This window comes from Cellulosimicrobium funkei, assembly GCF_900155925.1.
GTDB lineage: Bacteria > Actinomycetota > Actinomycetes > Actinomycetales > Cellulomonadaceae > Cellulosimicrobium > Cellulosimicrobium funkei.
Window position 1 is genome coordinate 480693 of sequence record NZ_FTMI01000003.1, and the last position, 18373, is coordinate 499065.

An 18373-nucleotide genomic window follows, 5' to 3' on the forward strand; every position below is an offset into this window, starting at 1 on the left:
CCCTTCCGCGTCCCCACGGCCGTGCGGCACGGTAGGGCCGTGCCCGCAGCCACGACCGCGCCCGACCACGCCGTACCCGCCCGCGCCACGGGGCACGTCCCCGCCGCCGCGCTCGCGCACCTGCTCGCGCCGCCGGGACCGGAGGTCGGCCTCCTCGTCGTCCCGGAGGAGGTCGGCGGGCCGGCGGCCTTCCAGGAGCTCGTCCGCGCGGGCGCCCTGCGTCGGCTGTGGGGCGACGTCGCCGCTCCGGCGAGCGTCCCCGTCACCCCCACGCTGCGCGCGCTCGCCGTCCGCGACCAGGTGCCGCGCGGCACGGTGCTCGCGGGCGCGGCCGCCGCGTGGGTGCTGTGCGGCTCCGCGCCGCCCCGGGTGCTCGACGTCGTCCACCCGCCCGGGCGTCACCGTCCGCCGCCGCGGCAGGGCCGGGCCGCGCGGCAGGCGCACGTGCTGCGCGACGAGACGACCCTCGTCGCGGGCGTGCTCGTCACGTCGGTGCTGCGGACCGCGCTCGACGTCGCCACCCGGTGCGAGCCGGTGCAGGCGCTGAGCACCCTGCGCCGGCTGGACGCGGTGTGCGGGCTCGACGCCCGTGCGGCGGCACGGTCGCTCGAGCTGCGCCACCGGTGGGCCGGCCGCGCGCAGGCGCGGCGCACCCTCGCGCTCCTGCTCGCCGGGACCGACGACCCGGTCTAGGTTGGTCGGCATGGCCGCAGCCACGACTCCCCCCGTGGAGCTCGACGTCCGAGGACGGACCGTGCGCGTCACGAGCCCGGACCGCGTCGTCTTCCCCGCGCGCGGGCTCACCAAGCTCGACGTCGTGCAGTACTTCCTCGACGTGGGCGACGGCATCCTCGGCGCCCTGGTCGACCGCCCGACGACGCTCGAGCGCTGGCCCAAGGGCGTGTTCGAGGGCGCGCGCATGAGCACGCGCACGGACAACACCGGCGACGCGTTCTACCAGAAGCGCATCCCGAAGGGCGCCCCGGAGTGGGTGCAGACCGCGCGCATCGCGTTCCCGAGCGGGCGCACGGCCGACGAGGTGTGCCCCACGGAGCTCGCCGTCGTCGCCTGGGCGGCCAACCTCGGCACCCTGACGTTCCACCCGTGGCCCGTGCGCGGCGGCGACGTCGAGGCGGTGGACCAGCTCCGCATCGACCTCGACCCGCAGCCGGGCACCGACTTCGACGACGCGGTGCGCGTCGCACCGCACCTGCGCGAGATCCTCGACGAGCTCGGCCTCCCCGGCTACCCCAAGACGTCGGGCGGCCGCGGCATCCACGTGTTCGTCCCGGTCGCGCCCGAGTGGGACTTCGTCGCCGCGCGCCGCGCGACGATCGCGATCGGTCGTGAGCTCGAACGCCGCCTGCCGGACCAGGTCACCACGAAGTGGTGGAAGGAGGAGCGCGGCGCCAAGATCTTCGTCGACTACAACCAGATGGCGCGCGACCGCACGATCGCCTCGGCCTACTCGATCCGCTCCAACCAGCGCGCGACGGTGTCCGCTCCCCTGCGCTGGGAGGAGCTCGGCGACGTCCACCCCGACGACTTCGACGTGCTGTCGATGCCCACGCGCTTCGCCGCGGTCGGCGACCTCTTCGCACCCCTGCGCGCCGACCGGGAGGACCCGGGCGCGTCGCTCGAGCCCGCCCTGGAGCTGTCCCGGCGCGACGAGGCCGAGCACGGGCTCGGGGACCTCCCCTACCCGCCCGAGTACCCGAAGATGCCCGGCGAGCCCAAGCGCGTCCAGCCGAGCAAGGACCGGGACCGCGCCCGGGACTGACATGGCGCCCGGGACTGACATGGCGTGCCCCCGGGGCGCTCGCCGCGTCAGCCGACGCCCGGCGCCCCGGGCAGGATGCCCATGAGGTCGTAGCGCACCGGCTCCTCGAGCTGCTCATAGGTGCACGACCCCGGGTCCCGGTCGTCGCGCCAGCGCCGGAACTGCGCGGTGTGCCGGAACCGAGAGCCCTCCATGTGGTCGTAGGCGACCTCGAGCACGCGCTCCGGGCGCAGCGGCGTGAACGACAGGTCCTTGCCCGAGCTCCAGCGCGACACCGCACCCGGCATCCGCTCGCCGGCGGGGTTCTCCCACCCGGACCACGGGTGCGCGTCCGCGTCCGGCGTGCCCGGCTCGACGACGAGCGGCGCGAGCTCCTCGACCAGCGCGGCGCGCCGCGCCGTCGGGAACGACGCGGCGACGCCGACGAACTGGAGCTGGCCCGCGTCGTCGTACAGGCCGAGCAGGAGCGAGCCGAGCCGCGGCTTCGCGGGGGTCGACGTCTTGTGCAGGCGGTACCCCGCGAGCACGACGTCCGCCTCGCGGCCGTGCTTGATCTTGAGCATCGCGCGCTTGTTCGGCTGGTACGTGCCGTCGAGCGGCTTGGCGACGACGCCGTCCAGGCCCGCCCCCTCGAACGTGTCGAACCACTCCCGCGCCACGGCGACGTCGCGTGTGCGGGGCGTGGCGTGCACGGCCGGGCCGTCGAGGCCCAGGGAGTCGAGCACCTCCTGCCGCCGCGCGAGCGGCGCGCGCGTGAGGTCCTCGTCCCCGAGCGCGAGCACGTCGAACACGACGAGGGCCGCGGGGGTCTGCTCCGCGAGCAGACGCACGCGCGACGCCGCGGGGTGGATGCGCTGCTGGAGCACCTCGAACTCGAGGCGACCGTCCCGCGCGACGACGATCTCGCCGTCGACCACGCACCGGGGCGGCAGAGCCGCCCGCACCGCTTCGACGACCTCGGGGAAGTAGCGGTCCATCGGGCGCGCGTTCCTGCTGTCGAGCCGCACCTCGTCGCCGTCGCGGTACACGATCGCGCGGAAGCCGTCCCACTTCGGCTCGTACACGTACCCGCCGTCGACGGCGTCGGGCTCGGGCACGGCGGGCACGGACTTCGCGAGCATGGGCAGCACGGGGGGCATGACGGGCAGGTCCATGTGCCGATGCTGCCACCGGGCCTGCCGCCCTGCGCGGCGTGGTGCCGCCGAGCCGCCTCCCGTCCCCGGCTCAGGCGGGGAGCTGCGCCGTCTCGGCGGCCTTCGTCCCCGTGATGCGGTAGACGTCGAACACGCCGTCGACCTTGCGGACGGCGCTGAGGACCTGCGCGAGGTGCGCGGGCTCCGCCATCTCGAAGACGAAGCGCGACATCGCCACGCGGTCGTTCGAGGTCGAGACGGTCGCCGAGAGGATGTTCACGTGGTTGTCCGACAGGACGCGCGTCACGTCGGAGAGCAGGCGCGCACGGTCGAGCGCCTCGACCTGGATCTGCACGAGGAACATCGCGTTGCTGCCCGTGGTCCACGAGACGTCGACGATCCGCTCGGGCTGGTTGCGCAGCCCGACGACGTTCGCGCAGTCCGCGCGGTGCACGCTCACGCCCTGCCCGCGCGTGACGAAGCCGATGATCTCGTCGCCCGGGACCGGGGTGCAGCACTTCGCCAGCTTGACCCAGATGTCGTCGACGCCCTTGACCATGACGCCAGGGTCGCCCGTGCGCACGCGGCGCGCGGTGTTCCCGGGGCGCGCGGTCTCGGCGACGTCCTCGACCGTGCCCTCCTCGCCCCCCATCGCCTGGACGAGCTTGGAGACGACGTTCGCCGCCGACACCTGGCCCTCGCCGATCGCCGCGTACAGCGCGGTGACGTCCGCGAAGCGGAGCTCGTTGGCGAGCGCGACGAGCGACTCGTGCGACAGCAGGCGCTGGATCGGCAGGTTCTGCTTGCGCATCGCCTTGGCGATCGCGTCCTTGCCGTGCTCGACGGCCTCCTCGCGGCGCTCCTTGGAGAACCACTGCCGGATCTTGTTGCGCGCCCGCGGGCTCTTGACGAAGGCGAGCCAGTCACGGCTCGGACCCGCGTTCTCGGACTTCGAGGTGAGGACGTCGACCGAGTCGCCGTTCTCGAGCGTCGAGTCGAGCGGGACGAGCCGCCCGTTGACGCGCGCGCCCATCGTCCGGTGCCCGACCTCGGTGTGCACCGCGTAGGCGAAGTCGACCGGCGTCGAGCCCGCCGGCAGCGCCATCACGTCGCCCTTGGGGGTGAAGACGTAGACCTCCGCGCCGCCGATCTCGAAGCGCAGCGAGTCGAGGAACTCGGCCGGGTCGGCCGTCTCACGCTGCCAGTCCACGAGCTGGCGCAGCCACCGCATGTCGTTGGCCGCGGCGTCGTCCTTCGCCGTCTTGCCGCCCGACTTCGCGGTCTCCTTGTACTTCCAGTGCGCCGCGACGCCGTACTCCGCGCGCCGGTGCATCTCGTGCGTGCGGATCTGGATCTCGACCGGCTTGCCGCCCGGCCCGATGACCGTCGTGTGCAACGACTGGTACATGTTGAACTTCGGCATCGCGATGTAGTCCTTGAACCGCCCCGGCACGGGGTTCCACCGCGCGTGCAGCGCACCGAGCGCCGCGTAGCAGTCCCGGACGCTGTCCACCAGGACGCGCGCGCCGACGAGGTCGTAGATCTCCGCGAAGTCGTGACCGCGCACGATCATCTTCTGGTAGATCGAGTAGTAGTGCTTCGGCCGGCCGGTGACGGTCGCCTTGATCTTCGCGCTCCGCAGGTCGGCCGTGACCTGCTCGCGCACGACGGCCAGGTACTCCTCGCGCGCCGGCGCGCGCTCGGCGACGAGGTGGACGATCTCGTCGTACACCTTCGGGTACAGGGCCTGGAACGACAGGTCCTCGAGCTCCCACTTGATCGTGTTCATGCCGAGGCGGTGGGCGAGCGGGGCGTAGATCTCGAGGGTCTCGCGCGCCTTGCGCCCCGCCGACGACGACGACACGTACTTCCAGGTGCGCGCGTTGTGCAGGCGGTCGGCGAGCTTGATGACGAGCACGCGGATGTCGCGCGCCATGGCGACGACCATCTTGCGCACCGTCTCGGCCTGCGCCGCGTCGCCGTACGTGACCTTGTCGAGCTTGGTCACGCCGTCGACGAGCATGGCGATCTCCTCGCCGTACTCCTCGGTGAGCTGCGCGAGCGAGTAGTCGGTGTCCTCGACCGTGTCGTGCAGCAGCGCGGCGGCGAGCGTCGACCCGTCGAACCCGAGCTCGGCGAGGATCGTCGCGACCGCGACGGGGTGCGTGATGTACGGGTCGCCGCTCTTGCGCAGCTGGCCGCGGTGGGCGCGCTCGGCGGTCTCGTACGCGCGCTCGATGACGCTCAGGTCCGTGCGCGGGTGGTTGGTACGGACGGCCTGGAGCACCGGCTCGAGCGCCGGGCTGCCCGCGTTGGGGCGCGCGCCGAAGCGGACCAGGCGCGAGCGCACACCGCGCCCGCCCGAGCCGCCGGTGCCGGAGGTCGGGGCGCCCGCGCGCTCAGGAGCGCGCGACGTCCGGGTGTTCTCGCTCATGCGCGCCTCCTTCCGCAGGGCGGCCGCCACCGGCACGATGCCGGCGACCAGCCGAGACGACCGGAGTGGCAATCCTACGACTCGACGTGGACCAGCGTGGCCACCTCGCGGCCCGCGAGCCGCTCGCGGCCTCCCAGGCCCTCGAGCTCGAGGAGGAACGCCAGGCCCACCACGACGCCTCCCCCGCGCTCGACGAGCTCGGCGCCCGCGGCCGCCGTGCCCCCGGTCGCGAGCACGTCGTCCACCACGAGAACACGCGCACCCGGGGGCAGTGTTCCCGACCGGAGCTCGATGGTCGCGGTGCCGTACTCGAGGTCGTAGGTGACGGTGTCCGTCGGCGGCGGGAGCTTGCCCGCCTTGCGCAGCGGCACGAACCCGACGCCGAGGTGCGTCGCGAGCGGCGCCCCGATGAGGAACCCCCGCGCCTCCATGCCCGCGACGAGGTCGACCCCGCCCGCGGCGCGCGCGACGTCGCCGAGCGCCTCGACGACGTGGCCGAAGGCGTCGCCGTCGGCCAGCAAGCCGGTGATGTCCCGGAAGACGATCCCCGGTCCCGGGTAGTCCGGGACGGCACGGACGAGCTCGAGCACGCGCGAGGCGCGCTCCGGGCCGAGCCCGGCGAGGTGGACGGCGCGCAGGCCGCCCGCCTCGCCGGCCGGCACGTGACCGGGTGCCGTCATCGGGGACGACGGCGGCGCGGCTGCGCCTTGTTGCCCTGGTGCGCGCCCGGCTGGAGCTGGCGGTGCCCTGCCCCGACGCCGGCCGCCGCGAGCGCGGCGTCCTCCTCGTCGCCCGCGACCTCGGCCCGCTCCGCGCGCAGCGCGAGGACCTTGGCCGTGTGCTCCTGGATGGGCTTCTCCCGCTCGCGCAGCGCGACCTCGAGCGGCGTCGCGAGGTACACCGACGAGTAGGCGCCGACGGCCATGCCGACGAAGAGCGCGAGCGCGATGTCGCGCAGCGTGCCGGCGCCCAGCAGGAACGCCCCGATGAAGAGGATGCCCGCGACGGGGAGCAGCGCGACGACGGACGTGTTGATCGAGCGCACGAGCGTCTGGTTGATCGCGAGGTTGGCCCGCTCGGCGTAGGTGCTGCGCGTCTGGTCGAGGACGCCCGCGGTGTTCTCGCGGACCTTGTCGAAGACCACGACCGTGTCGTAGATCGAGTACGCGAGGATCGTCAGGAGGCCGATCACCGTCGCCGGCGTGATCTCCCAGCCGATCGCCGCGTAGATGCCCACCGTGACGATGAGGTCGTGGAACAGCGCGATGACCGCGGCGAGCGCCATGCGCCAGTTTCGGAAGTAGATCGTCATGACCAGGCTCACGAGGAGCAGGAAGACGACGAGGCCGACGATTGCCTTCTGGGAGACGTCCTTGCCCCAGGTGGGGCCGATGTACGAGCTCGTGACCTCCCCCTCGGACACGTCGTACGCGTTCGCGAGCTCGACGGCGACCTGCTCGACCTGCGCGTTGCTCAGCTCCGCCGTCTGCACCCGCACGGTGCTGGAGCCCACCGAGGTGACGCGCGGCACCTCCTCGGGGGCGACCGCCGCGACGGCGTCGAGCGCCGGCTGCTGCGAGGTGTCCGAGACGCCCGAGACGGTGAACTCCGACCCGCCGCGGAACTCGATGCCGAGGTTGAGCCCGTCACCGGCGATCCGGACCCCGATGATGCCGAGGGACAGGACGACCAGGACGAGCGCCACCACGAAGTAGGCGCGCCGCTTGGCGACGATGGCGTAGGACCGGCGGCCCGTGTACAGGTCGTTGCCCCACTGGGCGAAACCGCTGGCCATCAGTGCTTCTCCTCGTTCTCGTCGCCCGCCGCGTCAGCGGCCGGGGACCCCTCGTCGCCGTCCGCGGAGGCGGCGGCCCGCCGCTCGGCGGCACGGCGCTCGGCGATGGTCATGCGCGGGCCGTCTGACCGGCCGACGCCGGCACCGACCGTCTCCCGGACGGGCGCCGTGCGCTCGCGCGCCGGGGCGTCCTGCACCGGCGCGTCCTCGACGACGTCACCGCCGTCCGCGGGTGCCGTCGAGGTCGCCCCGACGACGCGGCCGCGACCGGCATACCGCGTGCCGCGCACCCCGAGGCGCCGCGGGTCGAGGCCCGACGCCGGGTGGCCGTTCGCGAAGAACTTGGTCCGGGCGAGGAGCTGCATGAGCGGGTGCGTGAAGAGGAACACAACGATCAGGTCGACCAGGGTGGTCAGGCCCAGCGTGAACGCGAAGCCGCGCACGCCGCCGACCGCCAGGTAGTACAGGACCACCGCGGCGACGAAGTTCACCGCGTCCGAGGCGAGGATCGTGCGGCGGGCACGCTGCCAGCCCTTCTCCACCGCGGAGTTCAGCGTCCGGCCGTCGCGCAGCTCGTCGCGGATGCGCTCGAAGTACACGATGAACGAGTCCGCGGTGATACCGATCGCGACGATGAGCCCCGCGACGCCGGCGAGCGACAGGCGGTACCCGATGGTCCACGAGAGCACCGAGATCACGCCGAACGTCACGACGGCCGCGATGCCGAGCGACGCGACGGTGACCAGGCCGAGCACGCGGTACTGGAAGAGCGAGTAGATGACGACCAGCAGCAGGCCGATCGCGCCCGCGAGCAGACCCTTCTCGAGCTGCTCGGAGCCGAGCGTCGCGGAGATCTGCTCCTGGCTCTGCACCTCGAACGTCAGGGGCAGCGAGCCGAAGTTGAGCTGGTTCGCGAGCGTCGCCGCGCTGTCGCGCGTGAAGCTGCCCGAGATCTCGGCCTTGCCGTCCGGGATCGGGGTCTGCGACACGGGCGCGGAGATCACGAGGCCGTCGAGGACCATCGCGAACTGGTTCTGCGGCGACGGGAGCGACGTGAGACGCGTCGTGACGTCACGGAAGGCCTTGGTGCCCTCGGAGTCGAACTCGATGTTGACGACCCACTCGTTGGTGACGACGCCGTTCTGCCCGACGCGCAGGCCGGAGCTCGCGTTCGAGATGTCGGTGCCCTCGATCTCGACCGGGCCGAGGATGTACTTGGCCGTGCCGTCGTCGGCGCACGAGACGAACGCGCTGTCGGTCGGGCCGCTGTCGCCGCCCACGAGGTTCTCGGGGAGCGTGCAGTCGAGCGCGTCGAACTGCGCCTGCAGCTCCGGCGTGATCTGCGCGAGGTCGCTCGGGTTCTCCGGGCGGGTCGTCTCCGGCGCCGGGTCCGTCGTGGCGTCGTCCGCCGGAGCGTCCGTCGCTGCGTCGGCCGCCGGGTCCGTGCCGTCCTCGGCCGCGGGGTCCGTCGCGCCGTCGGTGGCGGCGTCCGCGGACTCCGTCGCGTCCGGGGCGTCCTCGGCCGCGGCGTCGTCGCCCGCGGCCGGGTCGGTGGACTCGTCGGCGGGCGTCGCCGTCGGCATGCCCACGGAGAGCACGGGGCGGAAGCGCATCTGGGCCGAGGTGCTGACGAGGTCGATGGTCTCCTGGGACGGCTGCCCCGGGATGCCGACGACGATGTTGTTGCGGCCCTGGCTCGTGATCTCGGCCTCGGAGACACCCTGCGCGTCGATGCGCTGGCGGATGACGTTGATCGCCTGGTTGATGTCCTCGGCCGTCGGCTGCGAGCCGTCGGTGGTGACGGGCTCCAGGATGATCTGCGTGCCACCCTCGAGATCGAGCGCGAGGCCCGGGGTGAGGCTCGCCCCGCCCGGGTTGTCCTCGGTCTTCGGGTCGAGCTTCGTGCCCGCGAAGAGGGACCCGAAGAGGACGACGATGAGGATTCCCAGGGTGACGAGGGTCCGTACGGGCCTCGCTCGTGTGCTGCTGGTGGCCAACTGTCCGTCTCTTCTCGTGCGTGTGCGGTGGGCCTCGCGGCCCACCGCGTCAGGCCGGTCGCGGCAGCGACCGGCATAGGGTCACTTGATGTCGGTGCCGTCGTCCCGGCGTCCGCGGTCCTTCTCCGACCGGTCGTCGGTCAGACCGGAGAGGTCGTCGGGCACGACGAGGTCGTCGACGTCGCCCTTCGTGGTGGTCCCGGCGTCGGCGCCGGCGGTGCCGTACTCGGCCGCGTCCTCGGACGCGTCGTCCGCCGTCGTCTCCTCGGTCTCCTCGACCGGGGGCTCGACGAGCTTGGCGATCGCGGCGCGCAGCCACCGGGACTGGTTGCCCGGCGTCGACTCGATGGTGATGACGTCGGCCTCGTCGTCGACGTCGACGACCGTGCCGAACATGCCGGAGCCCGTCATCACCTCCTGCCCGGGGGCGAGGGTCGCCCGGAAGTTCTGGGCCTCGCGCTGCTGCTTGCGGGTGCGGCTGGTCATGAGGAACATCGCACCCGCCGCGAGGGCGAGGATGAGGATGAAGCTGATATCCATGACGGAGTCTCGTGTCCTGTTCTGTGCGGGATCTGCGCGCAGTCTAGGCGTGCGCGCACGGTTCACCAACGAGCCGTCTCGCCGCGGAGTTCCGCCCGCCCGGGTCCCGACCATTCTAGGACCACCCGCGGAGCGCCTGTGACCGCCGTCACGGAGCATCCTCGCACGCTCGTGACCTCCGGCGTCGCCTCAGGCGTCGAAGAGCGTGCCGCCCTCCCGCGGCGGGGTGAGCCCGAGGTGCGCCCAGGCAGCCGGGGTCGCGACGCGGCCTCGCGGCGTCCGCCCGATCAAGCCCTCGCGCACGAGGTACGGCTCGGCGACCGTCTCGACGGTCTCCGCCTCCTCGCCCACCGTCACCGCGAGCGTCGTCAGGCCCACGGGACCGCCGTTGAAGCGCGTGCACAGCGCGGTGAGCACCGCGCGGTCGAGCCGGTCGAGGCCGATCGGGTCCACCTCGTAGACCTCAAGGGCCGCACGCGCGGCCGCGAGGTCCATGGTCCCGTCGCCGCGCACCTGCGCCCAGTCACGCACACGCCGCAGGAGGCGGTTCGCGATGCGGGGCGTGCCGCGCGAACGCCCGGCGATCTCGCGGGCGGCCTGGGGGTCGAGCGCGACGCCGAGCAGGCCGGCCGAGCGCGTCAGCACGCGCTCGAGCTCGTCGCCCGAGTAGAAGTCCAGGTGCCCGGTGAAGCCGAACCGGTCGCGCAGCGGCGCGGGCAGGAGCCCGGCGCGCGTCGTCGCGCCGACCGCCGTGAAGGGCGGCAGCGAGAGCGGGATGGCGCTCGCCCCGGCCCCCTTGCCCACGACGACGTCGACGCGGAAGTCCTCCATCGCCATGTAGAGGAGCTCCTCGGCCGGTCGCGCGAGCCGGTGGATCTCGTCGATGAACAGGACCTCGCCCTCCTCGAGCGAGGACAGCACCGCCGCGAGGTCGCCGGCGTGCTGGATCGCGGGCCCCGACGTCACGCGCAGCGACGTACCGAGCTCCGCGGCGATGATCATGGCGAGCGTCGTCTTGCCGAGCCCGGGCGGACCCGACAGGAGCACGTGGTCGGGCGCGCTCCCCCGCGCGAGCGCGGCCTGGAGCACGAGCGACAGCTGGTCGCGGACGACGGCCTGGCCGACGAACTCCTCCAGCCGGCGTGGCCGCAGCGCGGCCTCGGCCGCGCGTTCGAGGTCGTCCGCACCCGCCGCGACGATGCGCTCGGACGAGAACGTGCCGTCCCCGCCGAGGTCGTCGAGTCCCACCTGGTCGAAGGTCGCCATCGTCAGCTCCTCGGCCCGCCGAGGACCCGCAGCGCGGCACGCAGCGCGCCCGCCACGTCGGGTGCCTCGACGACGTCGACGCCCGCCTCGGCGAGCACGGTGGACACCGCGTCGTCGGCGGCCTTGAGGTTCCAGCCGAGCCCGACGAGCGCCTCGACCACCTGGTCGCGCCGGTCCTCCGGACGCGGCGCCGACGCCGAGGCGGTCGATCCCGCCTCGGGAGCGTCGGCGCCCGTGGGCGGGCCGAGCTTGTCGCCGAGCTCGAGCGCGATCCGCTGCGCGCCCTTGTTGCCGATGCCCGGGACGCGCACGAGCGCGGCGATGTCGGCGCCCGCGACCGCACGACGCAGGCCGTCGGGCGTGTGCACGGCGAGCATCGCGAGCGCGAGGCGCGGACCGACGCCGCTCACGGTCTGGACGGTCTCGAAGACGGCGCGCTCGTCGTCGTCGGCGAAGCCGTAGAGCGTGAACGAGTCCTCGCGCACGACGAGGCTCGTCGCGAGGCGCGCCGTCTCCCCGACGCGCAGGCCGGCGAGCGTGGCGGGCGTGGCGTGGACGAGGTAGCCCACTCCTCCGACCTCGAGCACGGCGCGGTCGAGCTGGACGCTCGCCACGACACCGCTCAGGGACGCGATCACGCAGGCTCCTCTCCCGGCCGGCAGCCCCGGCCTGGTCCGATGGTCCGCCGGCCCCGAGGACCGCCGTCGGGCCGCGCACCGAGAGGCGCGTCGAACACCCGTACGACCGCGGTCACTCTAGCAAGGGCCGCCCACCCGCCGACCGACCGACACGGACCGCCGGCACCCCCACCGGCACGACCGGCGGCAGCGTCGCCGCTAGCGCGGCGCGCGCCGTCCCTTCGCCGCGTGCTCGGCGGCCGCCCAGGCGCGCTGGGCGGCCGTGAGCTCGTGCCGCTCGCCGCCCTGCAGGGCGCCCGCGGGGCGCCACAGGTGGCAGATCGCGAGCGCGAGCGCGTCGGCCGCGTCCGCGGGCTTCGGCGGCTCCGCGAGGCCGAGGATCCCCGCGACCATGCGCTGGACCTGCTCCTTGCCGGCGCGTCCGCTCCCCGTGACCGCGGCCTTGACCTCCGACGGCGTGTGCAGCGCGACGGGGACGCCCCGCTTCGCGGCCCCGACCATCGCGATGCCCGCGGCCTGCGCGGTCCCCATGACCGTCCCGACGTTGTGCTGCGCGAACACGCGCTCGACCGCCACGACGTCGGGCACGTGCTCGTCGAACCACGCGTCGAGCCGCTCCGCGATCCGCAGCAGCCGCAGGTCGACGCTCAGCTCCGGGTCCGTCCGGATCACCCCGACCGCGACGAGCTCGGCCCGCCGCCCCCGCGCGGAGTCCACCACCCCGACACCGCACCGGGTCAGCCCAGGATCCACTCCGAGAACGCGCACCCCAGTACCCTCCCACGACCCGACCACGGAACCCGTCCGCCTCGCGGGCCGCCGACCACGGCGAGCCGACACCGGCGGGGCGGGTGAGGTGCGCGCGGTCGTGGCGGGCCTGGCGGGAGCGGCGCGAGGGACGAGCACCGCGGATGGTAGACCGCGCGCGCCTCACCCGCCCCGCCACCCCAGGGGGACCACGTCGTCGGTCTCGGTGACCGAGCCGACGGGATCAGTCGTCGTTCTCGAGCTCCGCCATGACCTCGTCCGACGCGTCGAAGTTGGCGTAGACGTTCTGCACGTCGTCGCTGTCCTCGAGCGCGTCGATGAGGCGCAGGATCTTGCGCGCGCCCTCGGCGTCGACCTCGACCTCCATCGACGGGTGCCAGATCGAGTCGGCGGAGTCGTACTCGATCCCCGCCTCCTGGATCGCGCTGCGCACGGCGACGAGGTCGCTCGCCTCGGACAGCACCTCGATGACGTCGCCGGAGTCGGTGACCTCCTCGGCCCCCGCCTCGAGCGCGGCGAGCATGACGTCGTCCTCGGTCACGCCCTCCGCCTTCGGCACGACGACGAGGCCCTTGCGCGCGAAGAGGTAGGACACGGAGCCCGGGTCGGCGAGGTTGCCGCCGTTGCGGCTGAACGCGAGGCGGACCTCGGAGGCCGCGCGGTTCTTGTTGTCGGTGAGGCACTCGACCAGGACGGCGATGCCGTTGGGGCCGTAGCCCTCGTACATGATCGTCTGGTAGTCGACGGCGTCGGCGCCGGTGCCCGAGCCGCGCTTGACGGCGCGGTCGATGTTGTCGTTGGGGACCGACGACTTCTTCGCCTTCTGGATGGCGTCGAACAGCGTCGGGTTGCCCGCGGGGTCACCGCCGCCCGTGCGCGCCGCGACCTCGATGTTCTTGATGAGCTTCGCGAAGAGCTTGCCGCGCTTGGCGTCGATGGCCGCCTTCTTGTGCTTGGTCGTGGCCCACTTGGAGTGCCCTGACATGCGTTCCTACCCCTTCGCGATTCTGACGAACAGCTCGTGCACGCGCGCGTCCCCGGAGATCTCCGGGTGGAACGAGGTGGCGAGCAGCGATCCCTGCTGGACTGCGACGATCCTACCGGCGGCAGCCGCCGGGATGCCGGGTGCGCCGTGCTCGGGGATCCGTGCGAGCACCTCGACCCCGGGCCCGGCCTCCTCGACCCAGGGCGCCCGGATGAACACGGCGTGCACCGCGTCCTCGTCCTGGCCCGGTCTCGGTGCGCCGTCGCGCCCGTCGTCCGCCGGCGCCAGACCCGCGAACGCGAGGTCGGTCTCGAACGAGTCGACCTGCCGGCCGAACGCGTTGCGCCGGACCGTCACGTCGAGCCCGCCGATGGTGCGCTGGTCGGCGGTGCCGCCCAGGATGCGGTCGGCGAGCAGGATCATGCCGGCGCACGAGCCGTAGACGGGCAGGCCCTCGGCGATGCGCGCGCGCAGCGGCTCGTCGAGCTCGAAGATGCGCAGGAGCTTGTCGATGGTCGTCGACTCGCCGCCCGGGAGCACGAGCCCGTCGACCGCGGCGAGCTCCTCGGGGCGGCGGACGCCGACCGTGCGGGCGCCCGCGGCCTCGAGCGCGGCGCGGTGCTCGCGCACGTCGCCCTGGAGGGCGAGGACACCGATCGTGATCGTCACGAAGGGGAATGATACGTCGGCGGCTCCGCCGCTTGTCCCGCGGTGGGCCTCCGGCCGCGCCCACGGTTGCTAGCCTCGCCGTCGTGACGTACCCGCCCGCGCCCGGCCAGCCCTACCCCGCGCCCGGTCCGGCGCCGTACCCCGGGGCGGCGCCGCGGCCCCCGCGCAGCACGCGCGGCGCCACGACGATGATCGTGGTCGGCGCCGTCGTGCTCGTGCTCGCGCTCGTGGCGGGGGTCCTCGGCGTCACGACGTTCGTCCGGGCGCTGCCGACCGGCGTGATCGACGGCGCGGGTCGGCCCGGGTCGGCGGCGCTCGCGTCGGGCGACGTGCCGGGCGAGGCGGAGCTCGAGGTCACGGGCGGCCAGCCGTACAGCATCTGGGCGGTGGGCCGCGCGGGGTCCTCGGACGGCGCGGGCCTCGACGTCGAGGACGTGACCGTGACCTGCGCCGACGGCGACCTCACGGTGAGCGCCCCGTCGGTGTCCGGCAGCTCCGGCCTGGGCTCCTCCCAGGCGACGACGGTGGCCGAGGCGACGCCGCCGGCGTCCGGGACGTGCACGGTGACCGTCGCGCAAGGCGCAGCGCCCGCGGGCACGACGTTCGTCGTCACCGAGGGCTGGCGCTTCGGCACGTTCTTCGCGACGCTCGGCGGCACGATCGTGCTGTGGTTCGTCGCGATCGGCGGCGGGCTGCTGGGCGCGGGACTGCTCGTCGGCGGGATCGTGTGGCGGGTGATCGCCCGCCGGGCGTAGCCGGTCAGTCCGCGCGCGCCGTGCCGAGGTGCCGCGTCACGCCGTCCCACCCGCGCAGCAGCGGTGCGACGAGGTCGGGCAGCCCTTCGGGGAAGACCTCGATCTGGACGCCGCGCAGGTCGTCGAGCGCCCACCAGCGCATCTCGTCGACGACGTCGAGCTCGACGTCGGTCCACCCGGCGCGGCTCAGCCCGCCGTCGCGGTCGGCCCCGGTGACCCGCGCGAGGAACAGCACCTCGTCCTGGCGGCAGTGCTGCCGGTAGAAGTCGAAGATCGCGCTGCGCGTGTACACCGGGCCGACGAGCGCGCCCGGGTCCAGACGCAGGCCCGTCTCCTCGCGGACCTCGCGCAGCGCGGCGTCGACGTCGCTCTCGCCCGGGTCGACTCCCCCGCCGATCGTGAACCACCACGAGCGCTCGGGCTGGTCGACGTCGTGCCCGCGTGCGAGGAGGATCCGGTCGGCGTCGTCGAGGAGCAGCACGCGCGCGCCGCGGCGGAAGTACAGGCCGTCGTCCCCGAGCACCCAGTCGGGGCCCAGGGACGACGGCGCTCCGGCGGCCTCGGCCACGACGGGTCAGCCGTCCGTCGTCGGCACGACGACGGACGGCTGCGACGCGCGGAGGTCGGTCACCAGCCGCGCTCGGCCAGACGGTGCGGGACGGGGATGTCGTCGACGTTGATGCCGACCATCGCCTCGCCGAGACCGCGCGAGACCTTGGCGATCACGTCGGGGTCGTCGTAGAACGTCGTCGCCTTGACGATGGCAGCCGCGCGCTGGGCAGGGTTGCCGGACTTGAAGATGCCCGATCCCACGAACACGCCCTCGGCGCCGAGCTGCATCATCATCGCGGCGTCGGCCGGGGTCGCGATCCCACCGGCGGTGAACATGACGACCGGGAGCTTGCCGGTCGCGGCGACCTCCTTGACGAGCTCGTACGGCGCCTGGAGCTCCTTCGCAGCGACGAAGAGCTCGTCCTCGGGGAGCGACGTGAGGCGGCGGATCTCCCCGCGGATGGTGCGCATGTGCGTGGTCGCGTTGGAGACGTCGCCCGTGCCGGCCTCGCCCTTGGAGCGGATCATCGCGGCGCCCTCGGTGATGCGGCGCAGCGCCTCGCCGAGGTTGGTCGCCCCGCACACGAACGGGACGGTGAACTGCCACTTGTCGATGTGGTTGGCGTAGTCCGCGGGCGTGAGGACCTCGGACTCGTCGACGTAGTCCACGCCGAGCGACTGGAGCACCTGCGCCTCGACGAAGTGGCCGATGCGCGCCTTGGCCATCACGGGGATGGAGACGGCCTCGATGATCCCGTCGATCATGTCCGGGTCGGACATGCGCGAGACTCCGCCCTGCGCGCGGATGTCAGCGGGAACGCGCTCGAGCGCCATGACCGCCACGGCCCCGGCGTCCTCGGCGATCTTCGCCTGCTCGGGCGTGACGACGTCCATGATGACGCCGCCCTTGAGCATCTCCGCCATCCCCCGCTTGACCCTCGCGGTGCCGACCGCGCCGGCACCCTCCGCGGTCGCGGCGCCCGGGGCGCTCTCGGCAGGGACGTTCTGGTCGGCCACGTTGGTCACCGGTACCTCACACCTTCAGGTCAGGGGAACGTCGCGCGATCGCGCGCGGACGCCGTCGAACAGGCTCGACGGCACATGCTCCCACGCGCTCCCCATCCTAACGTCGGGCCGTCCACGGCCCCGGTCCCCGGACCGGCCGGGAGCGGGCCGCCGAGCCCGGTACGACCCGCGAGAGCCGACGCTCAGTCGGGCGTGGCCGCGGTGGCGACAGGGCGCACGAGCGCGTCGGGCGCGGCGTCGTCGAGCTCGACCGTGACGGGCATCGGCGCGTGGCCCGCGAGGTGGAACAGACGCACCCACCACTTGCTGCGCACGCGCAGCGCCTGGGCGACGGCCTCGTTGTGGAAGCGGCGCGCGAGCTGGGCGCGGTACCAGGCGGCGGACAGCGTGGCGAGCAGCTCGTCGCCGGCGGGGACCGACCGCACCTCGGCGAGGTCGTCGGCGTCCTCCAGCGCGGAGCGCAGCGTCGCGGTGAGGTCGCTCTCCGCGAGGGCGCGCGACTCCGCCATGCCGCCCAGCAGGCGCCGGGGCCGCGGGCCGTCCGCCGGCACGAGGCCGGGCACCTGCTCGCGGAGCCGGCGCGCGTCGGCGTCGTCGTCGAGGACGGCGTGCGCCGCCTCGGCGACGAGGACGGAGCTCGCGGGGTCGAGCTCGCCGGACGCCGCGAGGTCCACGGCGGCCGACGCGCGGCGCACGAGCTGGGCGTCCAGCGCGAGCCTCGACGCCATGACCTTGCGGTGGAGGCGGTCGAGCCGCGACGCGGCGACCCACAGCAGCCACGCGGCCAGGGCCGCGACGACGAGGACGAGGACGGCGGTCTCGGACCAGGTCACGGGCGACCCACCTCCTCCTCGCGGGCGCGGCCCAGCAACCGCCCGCCGCGGCGCGAGCGCGGGTCCTCGTGCACGGGGATGACCGCCTCGGACGCCGCGAGCACCGTGTCGTACACCGCGGAGACCTGGTCGGTCACCGCGGACCAGTCGAACCGCCGCACGAACTCGGCCGCACGCGCCCGGTGCGCGGCACGGGCGTCGGGGTCCGCGAGGACGTCGACCACCGCCCGGGCCAGCGCCTCGGGGTCGCCGACGGGGAACAGCACGCCCGCGGCGCCGTCGTCGAGCACGCGGCGGAACGCGCCGAGGTCGCTCGCGACGACGCACGCCCCGGCGCTCATCGCCTCCACGAGGACGATCCCGAAGCTCTCGCCCCCGGTCTGCGGGGCGATGTAGAGGTCCACCGACGCGAGCAGGCTCGCCTTGTCCTCGTCGCTCACACCACCGAGGAACTCGACGGAGGACGCGTGCGCGCCGAGCGCCTCGATCGCGGCGTCCCGACCGTCGTCGCCGCGCCCGGCGACGAGGAACCTCGCGCCGGGGAGCTGCTCGAGGATCCGCGGGATCGCGGCCGTCAGGACGGGCAGGCCCTTGCGCGGCTCGTCGAGACGCCCGAGGAACGCGATCGTCGGCGCCTCGGGCTTGCCCTGCCAGGCCGGGCTCGGCACAGCGTCGGCGAACGTGTCGACGTACACGCCGTTGGGGATGACGACGGCGTCCCCGCCCAGGTGGTCCACCAGCGTGCGCCGCGCGTCCTCCGAGACCGCGATGCGCGCGTCGATCTTCTCCAGGCTCTGCCGCACGAGCGGGTAGGCGACCTGGAGCGCGCGCGAGCGCACGAGCGACGTGTGGAACGTCGCGACGATCGGGCCCTGCGCGATCCAGAGCGCGAGCATGCTCAGCGAGGGCGTCACGGGCTCGTGCAGGTGCAGCACGTCGAACCGTCCGGCGTCGAGCCACCGGCGCACGCGGCCCGCCGTGCGCGGGCCGAACGTGAGCCGCGCGACCGAGCCGTTGTAGCGCACCGGCACCGCACCGCCGGCGGAGGTGAGGTAGTCCGGGACGGGCGTGTCGTCGTCGGCCGGGGCGAGCACGGAGACCTCGTGGCCCCGCGCCATGAGCGCCTCGGCGAGGTCGCGCACGTGGAACTGCACGCCGCCGGGGGCGTCGAACGAGTAGGGGCACACGATGCCCACGCGCAG

The 18373-nt window shown here is 73.8% G+C and carries 18 protein-coding genes; 3 read left to right on the forward strand and 15 right to left on the reverse strand.

Annotated features, from left to right (window positions below):
* The first annotated feature begins 39 nt into the window (after nt 1–39).
* Together BXA05_RS10335 and ligD are read left to right on the forward strand one after the other, a co-directional pair.
* Nucleotides 40–693, forward strand: coding sequence for a hypothetical protein (locus BXA05_RS10335; RefSeq protein ID WP_076404914.1), 654 nt, complete (start codon nt 40–42; stop codon nt 691–693).
* Between the two features lie 10 nt (nt 694–703).
* Nucleotides 704–1780, forward strand: coding sequence for a non-homologous end-joining DNA ligase (gene ligD, locus BXA05_RS10340; RefSeq protein ID WP_034654755.1), 1077 nt, complete (start codon nt 704–706; stop codon nt 1778–1780).
* 47 nt (nt 1781–1827) lie between these two features.
* Here ligD and BXA05_RS10345 read toward each other — a convergent pair whose 3' ends face one another.
* The 11 genes from BXA05_RS10345 to pdxT all read right to left on the reverse strand — a co-directional run bounded on the left by BXA05_RS10345 (nt 1828) and on the right by pdxT (nt 14005).
* Complete coding sequence (locus tag BXA05_RS10345) at nt 1828–2934, reverse strand: ATP-dependent DNA ligase (RefSeq protein ID WP_076404915.1); 1107 nt, start codon at nt 2932–2934, stop codon at nt 1828–1830.
* Nucleotides 2935–3004: 70 nt separating this feature from the next.
* Nucleotides 3005–5347, reverse strand: a complete 2343-nt coding sequence (locus tag BXA05_RS10350) for a RelA/SpoT family protein (RefSeq protein WP_043651895.1) — start codon at nt 5345–5347, stop codon at nt 3005–3007.
* Between the two features lie 74 nt (nt 5348–5421).
* A complete protein-coding gene (locus tag BXA05_RS10355; RefSeq protein ID WP_081895974.1) occupies nt 5422–6027 on the reverse strand; it encodes an adenine phosphoribosyltransferase in 606 nt (201 codons plus the stop codon).
* Nucleotides 6024–7142: a protein translocase subunit SecF gene (gene secF / locus BXA05_RS10360; RefSeq protein WP_034654760.1), complete on the reverse strand. Its 1119-nt coding sequence runs from the start codon at nt 7140–7142 to the stop codon at nt 6024–6026. Before secF ends, BXA05_RS10355 begins: the two co-directional genes overlap by 4 nt.
* Nucleotides 7142–9139, reverse strand: coding sequence for a protein translocase subunit SecD (secD, locus tag BXA05_RS10365; RefSeq protein ID WP_076404916.1), 1998 nt, complete (start codon nt 9137–9139; stop codon nt 7142–7144). The genes secF and secD overlap by 1 nt, the downstream gene beginning before the upstream one ends.
* A gap of 81 nt (nt 9140–9220) precedes the next feature.
* Complete coding sequence (yajC, locus tag BXA05_RS10370) at nt 9221–9679, reverse strand: preprotein translocase subunit YajC (protein ID WP_021483634.1); 459 nt, start codon at nt 9677–9679, stop codon at nt 9221–9223.
* Between the two features lie 189 nt (nt 9680–9868).
* Nucleotides 9869–10945: a Holliday junction branch migration DNA helicase RuvB gene (ruvB, locus tag BXA05_RS10375; RefSeq protein WP_061267253.1), complete on the reverse strand. Its 1077-nt coding sequence runs from the start codon at nt 10943–10945 to the stop codon at nt 9869–9871.
* A gap of 2 nt (nt 10946–10947) precedes the next feature.
* Nucleotides 10948–11583, reverse strand: coding sequence for a Holliday junction branch migration protein RuvA (gene ruvA / locus BXA05_RS10380; RefSeq protein ID WP_043651863.1), 636 nt, complete (start codon nt 11581–11583; stop codon nt 10948–10950).
* A 198-nt stretch (nt 11584–11781) separates the two neighbouring features.
* Complete coding sequence (gene ruvC / locus BXA05_RS10385) at nt 11782–12351, reverse strand: crossover junction endodeoxyribonuclease RuvC (protein WP_034654762.1); 570 nt, start codon at nt 12349–12351, stop codon at nt 11782–11784.
* Nucleotides 12352–12574: 223 nt separating this feature from the next.
* Nucleotides 12575–13336 (reverse strand): YebC/PmpR family DNA-binding transcriptional regulator, encoded by a 762-nt coding sequence (locus BXA05_RS10390; protein WP_034654766.1) that lies wholly within the window; start codon nt 13334–13336, stop codon nt 12575–12577.
* Nucleotides 13337–13342: 6 nt separating this feature from the next.
* Nucleotides 13343–14005, reverse strand: coding sequence for a pyridoxal 5'-phosphate synthase glutaminase subunit PdxT (pdxT, locus tag BXA05_RS10395; RefSeq protein WP_076404917.1), 663 nt, complete (start codon nt 14003–14005; stop codon nt 13343–13345).
* An 83-nt stretch (nt 14006–14088) separates the two neighbouring features.
* Here pdxT and BXA05_RS10400 point away from each other — a divergent pair, with 83 nt between their 5' ends.
* Complete coding sequence (locus BXA05_RS10400; protein ID WP_076404918.1) at nt 14089–14760, forward strand: hypothetical protein; 672 nt, start codon at nt 14089–14091, stop codon at nt 14758–14760.
* A gap of 4 nt (nt 14761–14764) precedes the next feature.
* Here BXA05_RS10400 and BXA05_RS10405 read toward each other — a convergent pair whose 3' ends face one another.
* The 4 genes from BXA05_RS10405 to BXA05_RS10420 form a co-directional block, all read right to left on the reverse strand.
* Nucleotides 14765–15328, reverse strand: coding sequence for an NUDIX hydrolase (locus tag BXA05_RS10405; protein ID WP_061267250.1), 564 nt, complete (start codon nt 15326–15328; stop codon nt 14765–14767).
* 59 nt (nt 15329–15387) lie between these two features.
* Entirely contained in the window at nt 15388–16329 is a 942-nt protein-coding gene (pdxS, locus tag BXA05_RS10410; protein WP_076405046.1) for a pyridoxal 5'-phosphate synthase lyase subunit PdxS, read from the reverse strand.
* Between the two features lie 191 nt (nt 16330–16520).
* Nucleotides 16521–17171, reverse strand: a complete 651-nt coding sequence (locus BXA05_RS10415) for a hypothetical protein (protein ID WP_061267249.1) — start codon at nt 17169–17171, stop codon at nt 16521–16523.
* Nucleotides 17168–18373 carry a glycosyltransferase family 4 protein gene (locus tag BXA05_RS10420; RefSeq protein ID WP_170963169.1) on the reverse strand — a complete coding sequence of 402 codons (1206 nt, stop codon included), beginning with the start codon at nt 18371–18373 and terminating at the stop codon, nt 17168–17170. Before BXA05_RS10420 ends, BXA05_RS10415 begins: the two co-directional genes overlap by 4 nt.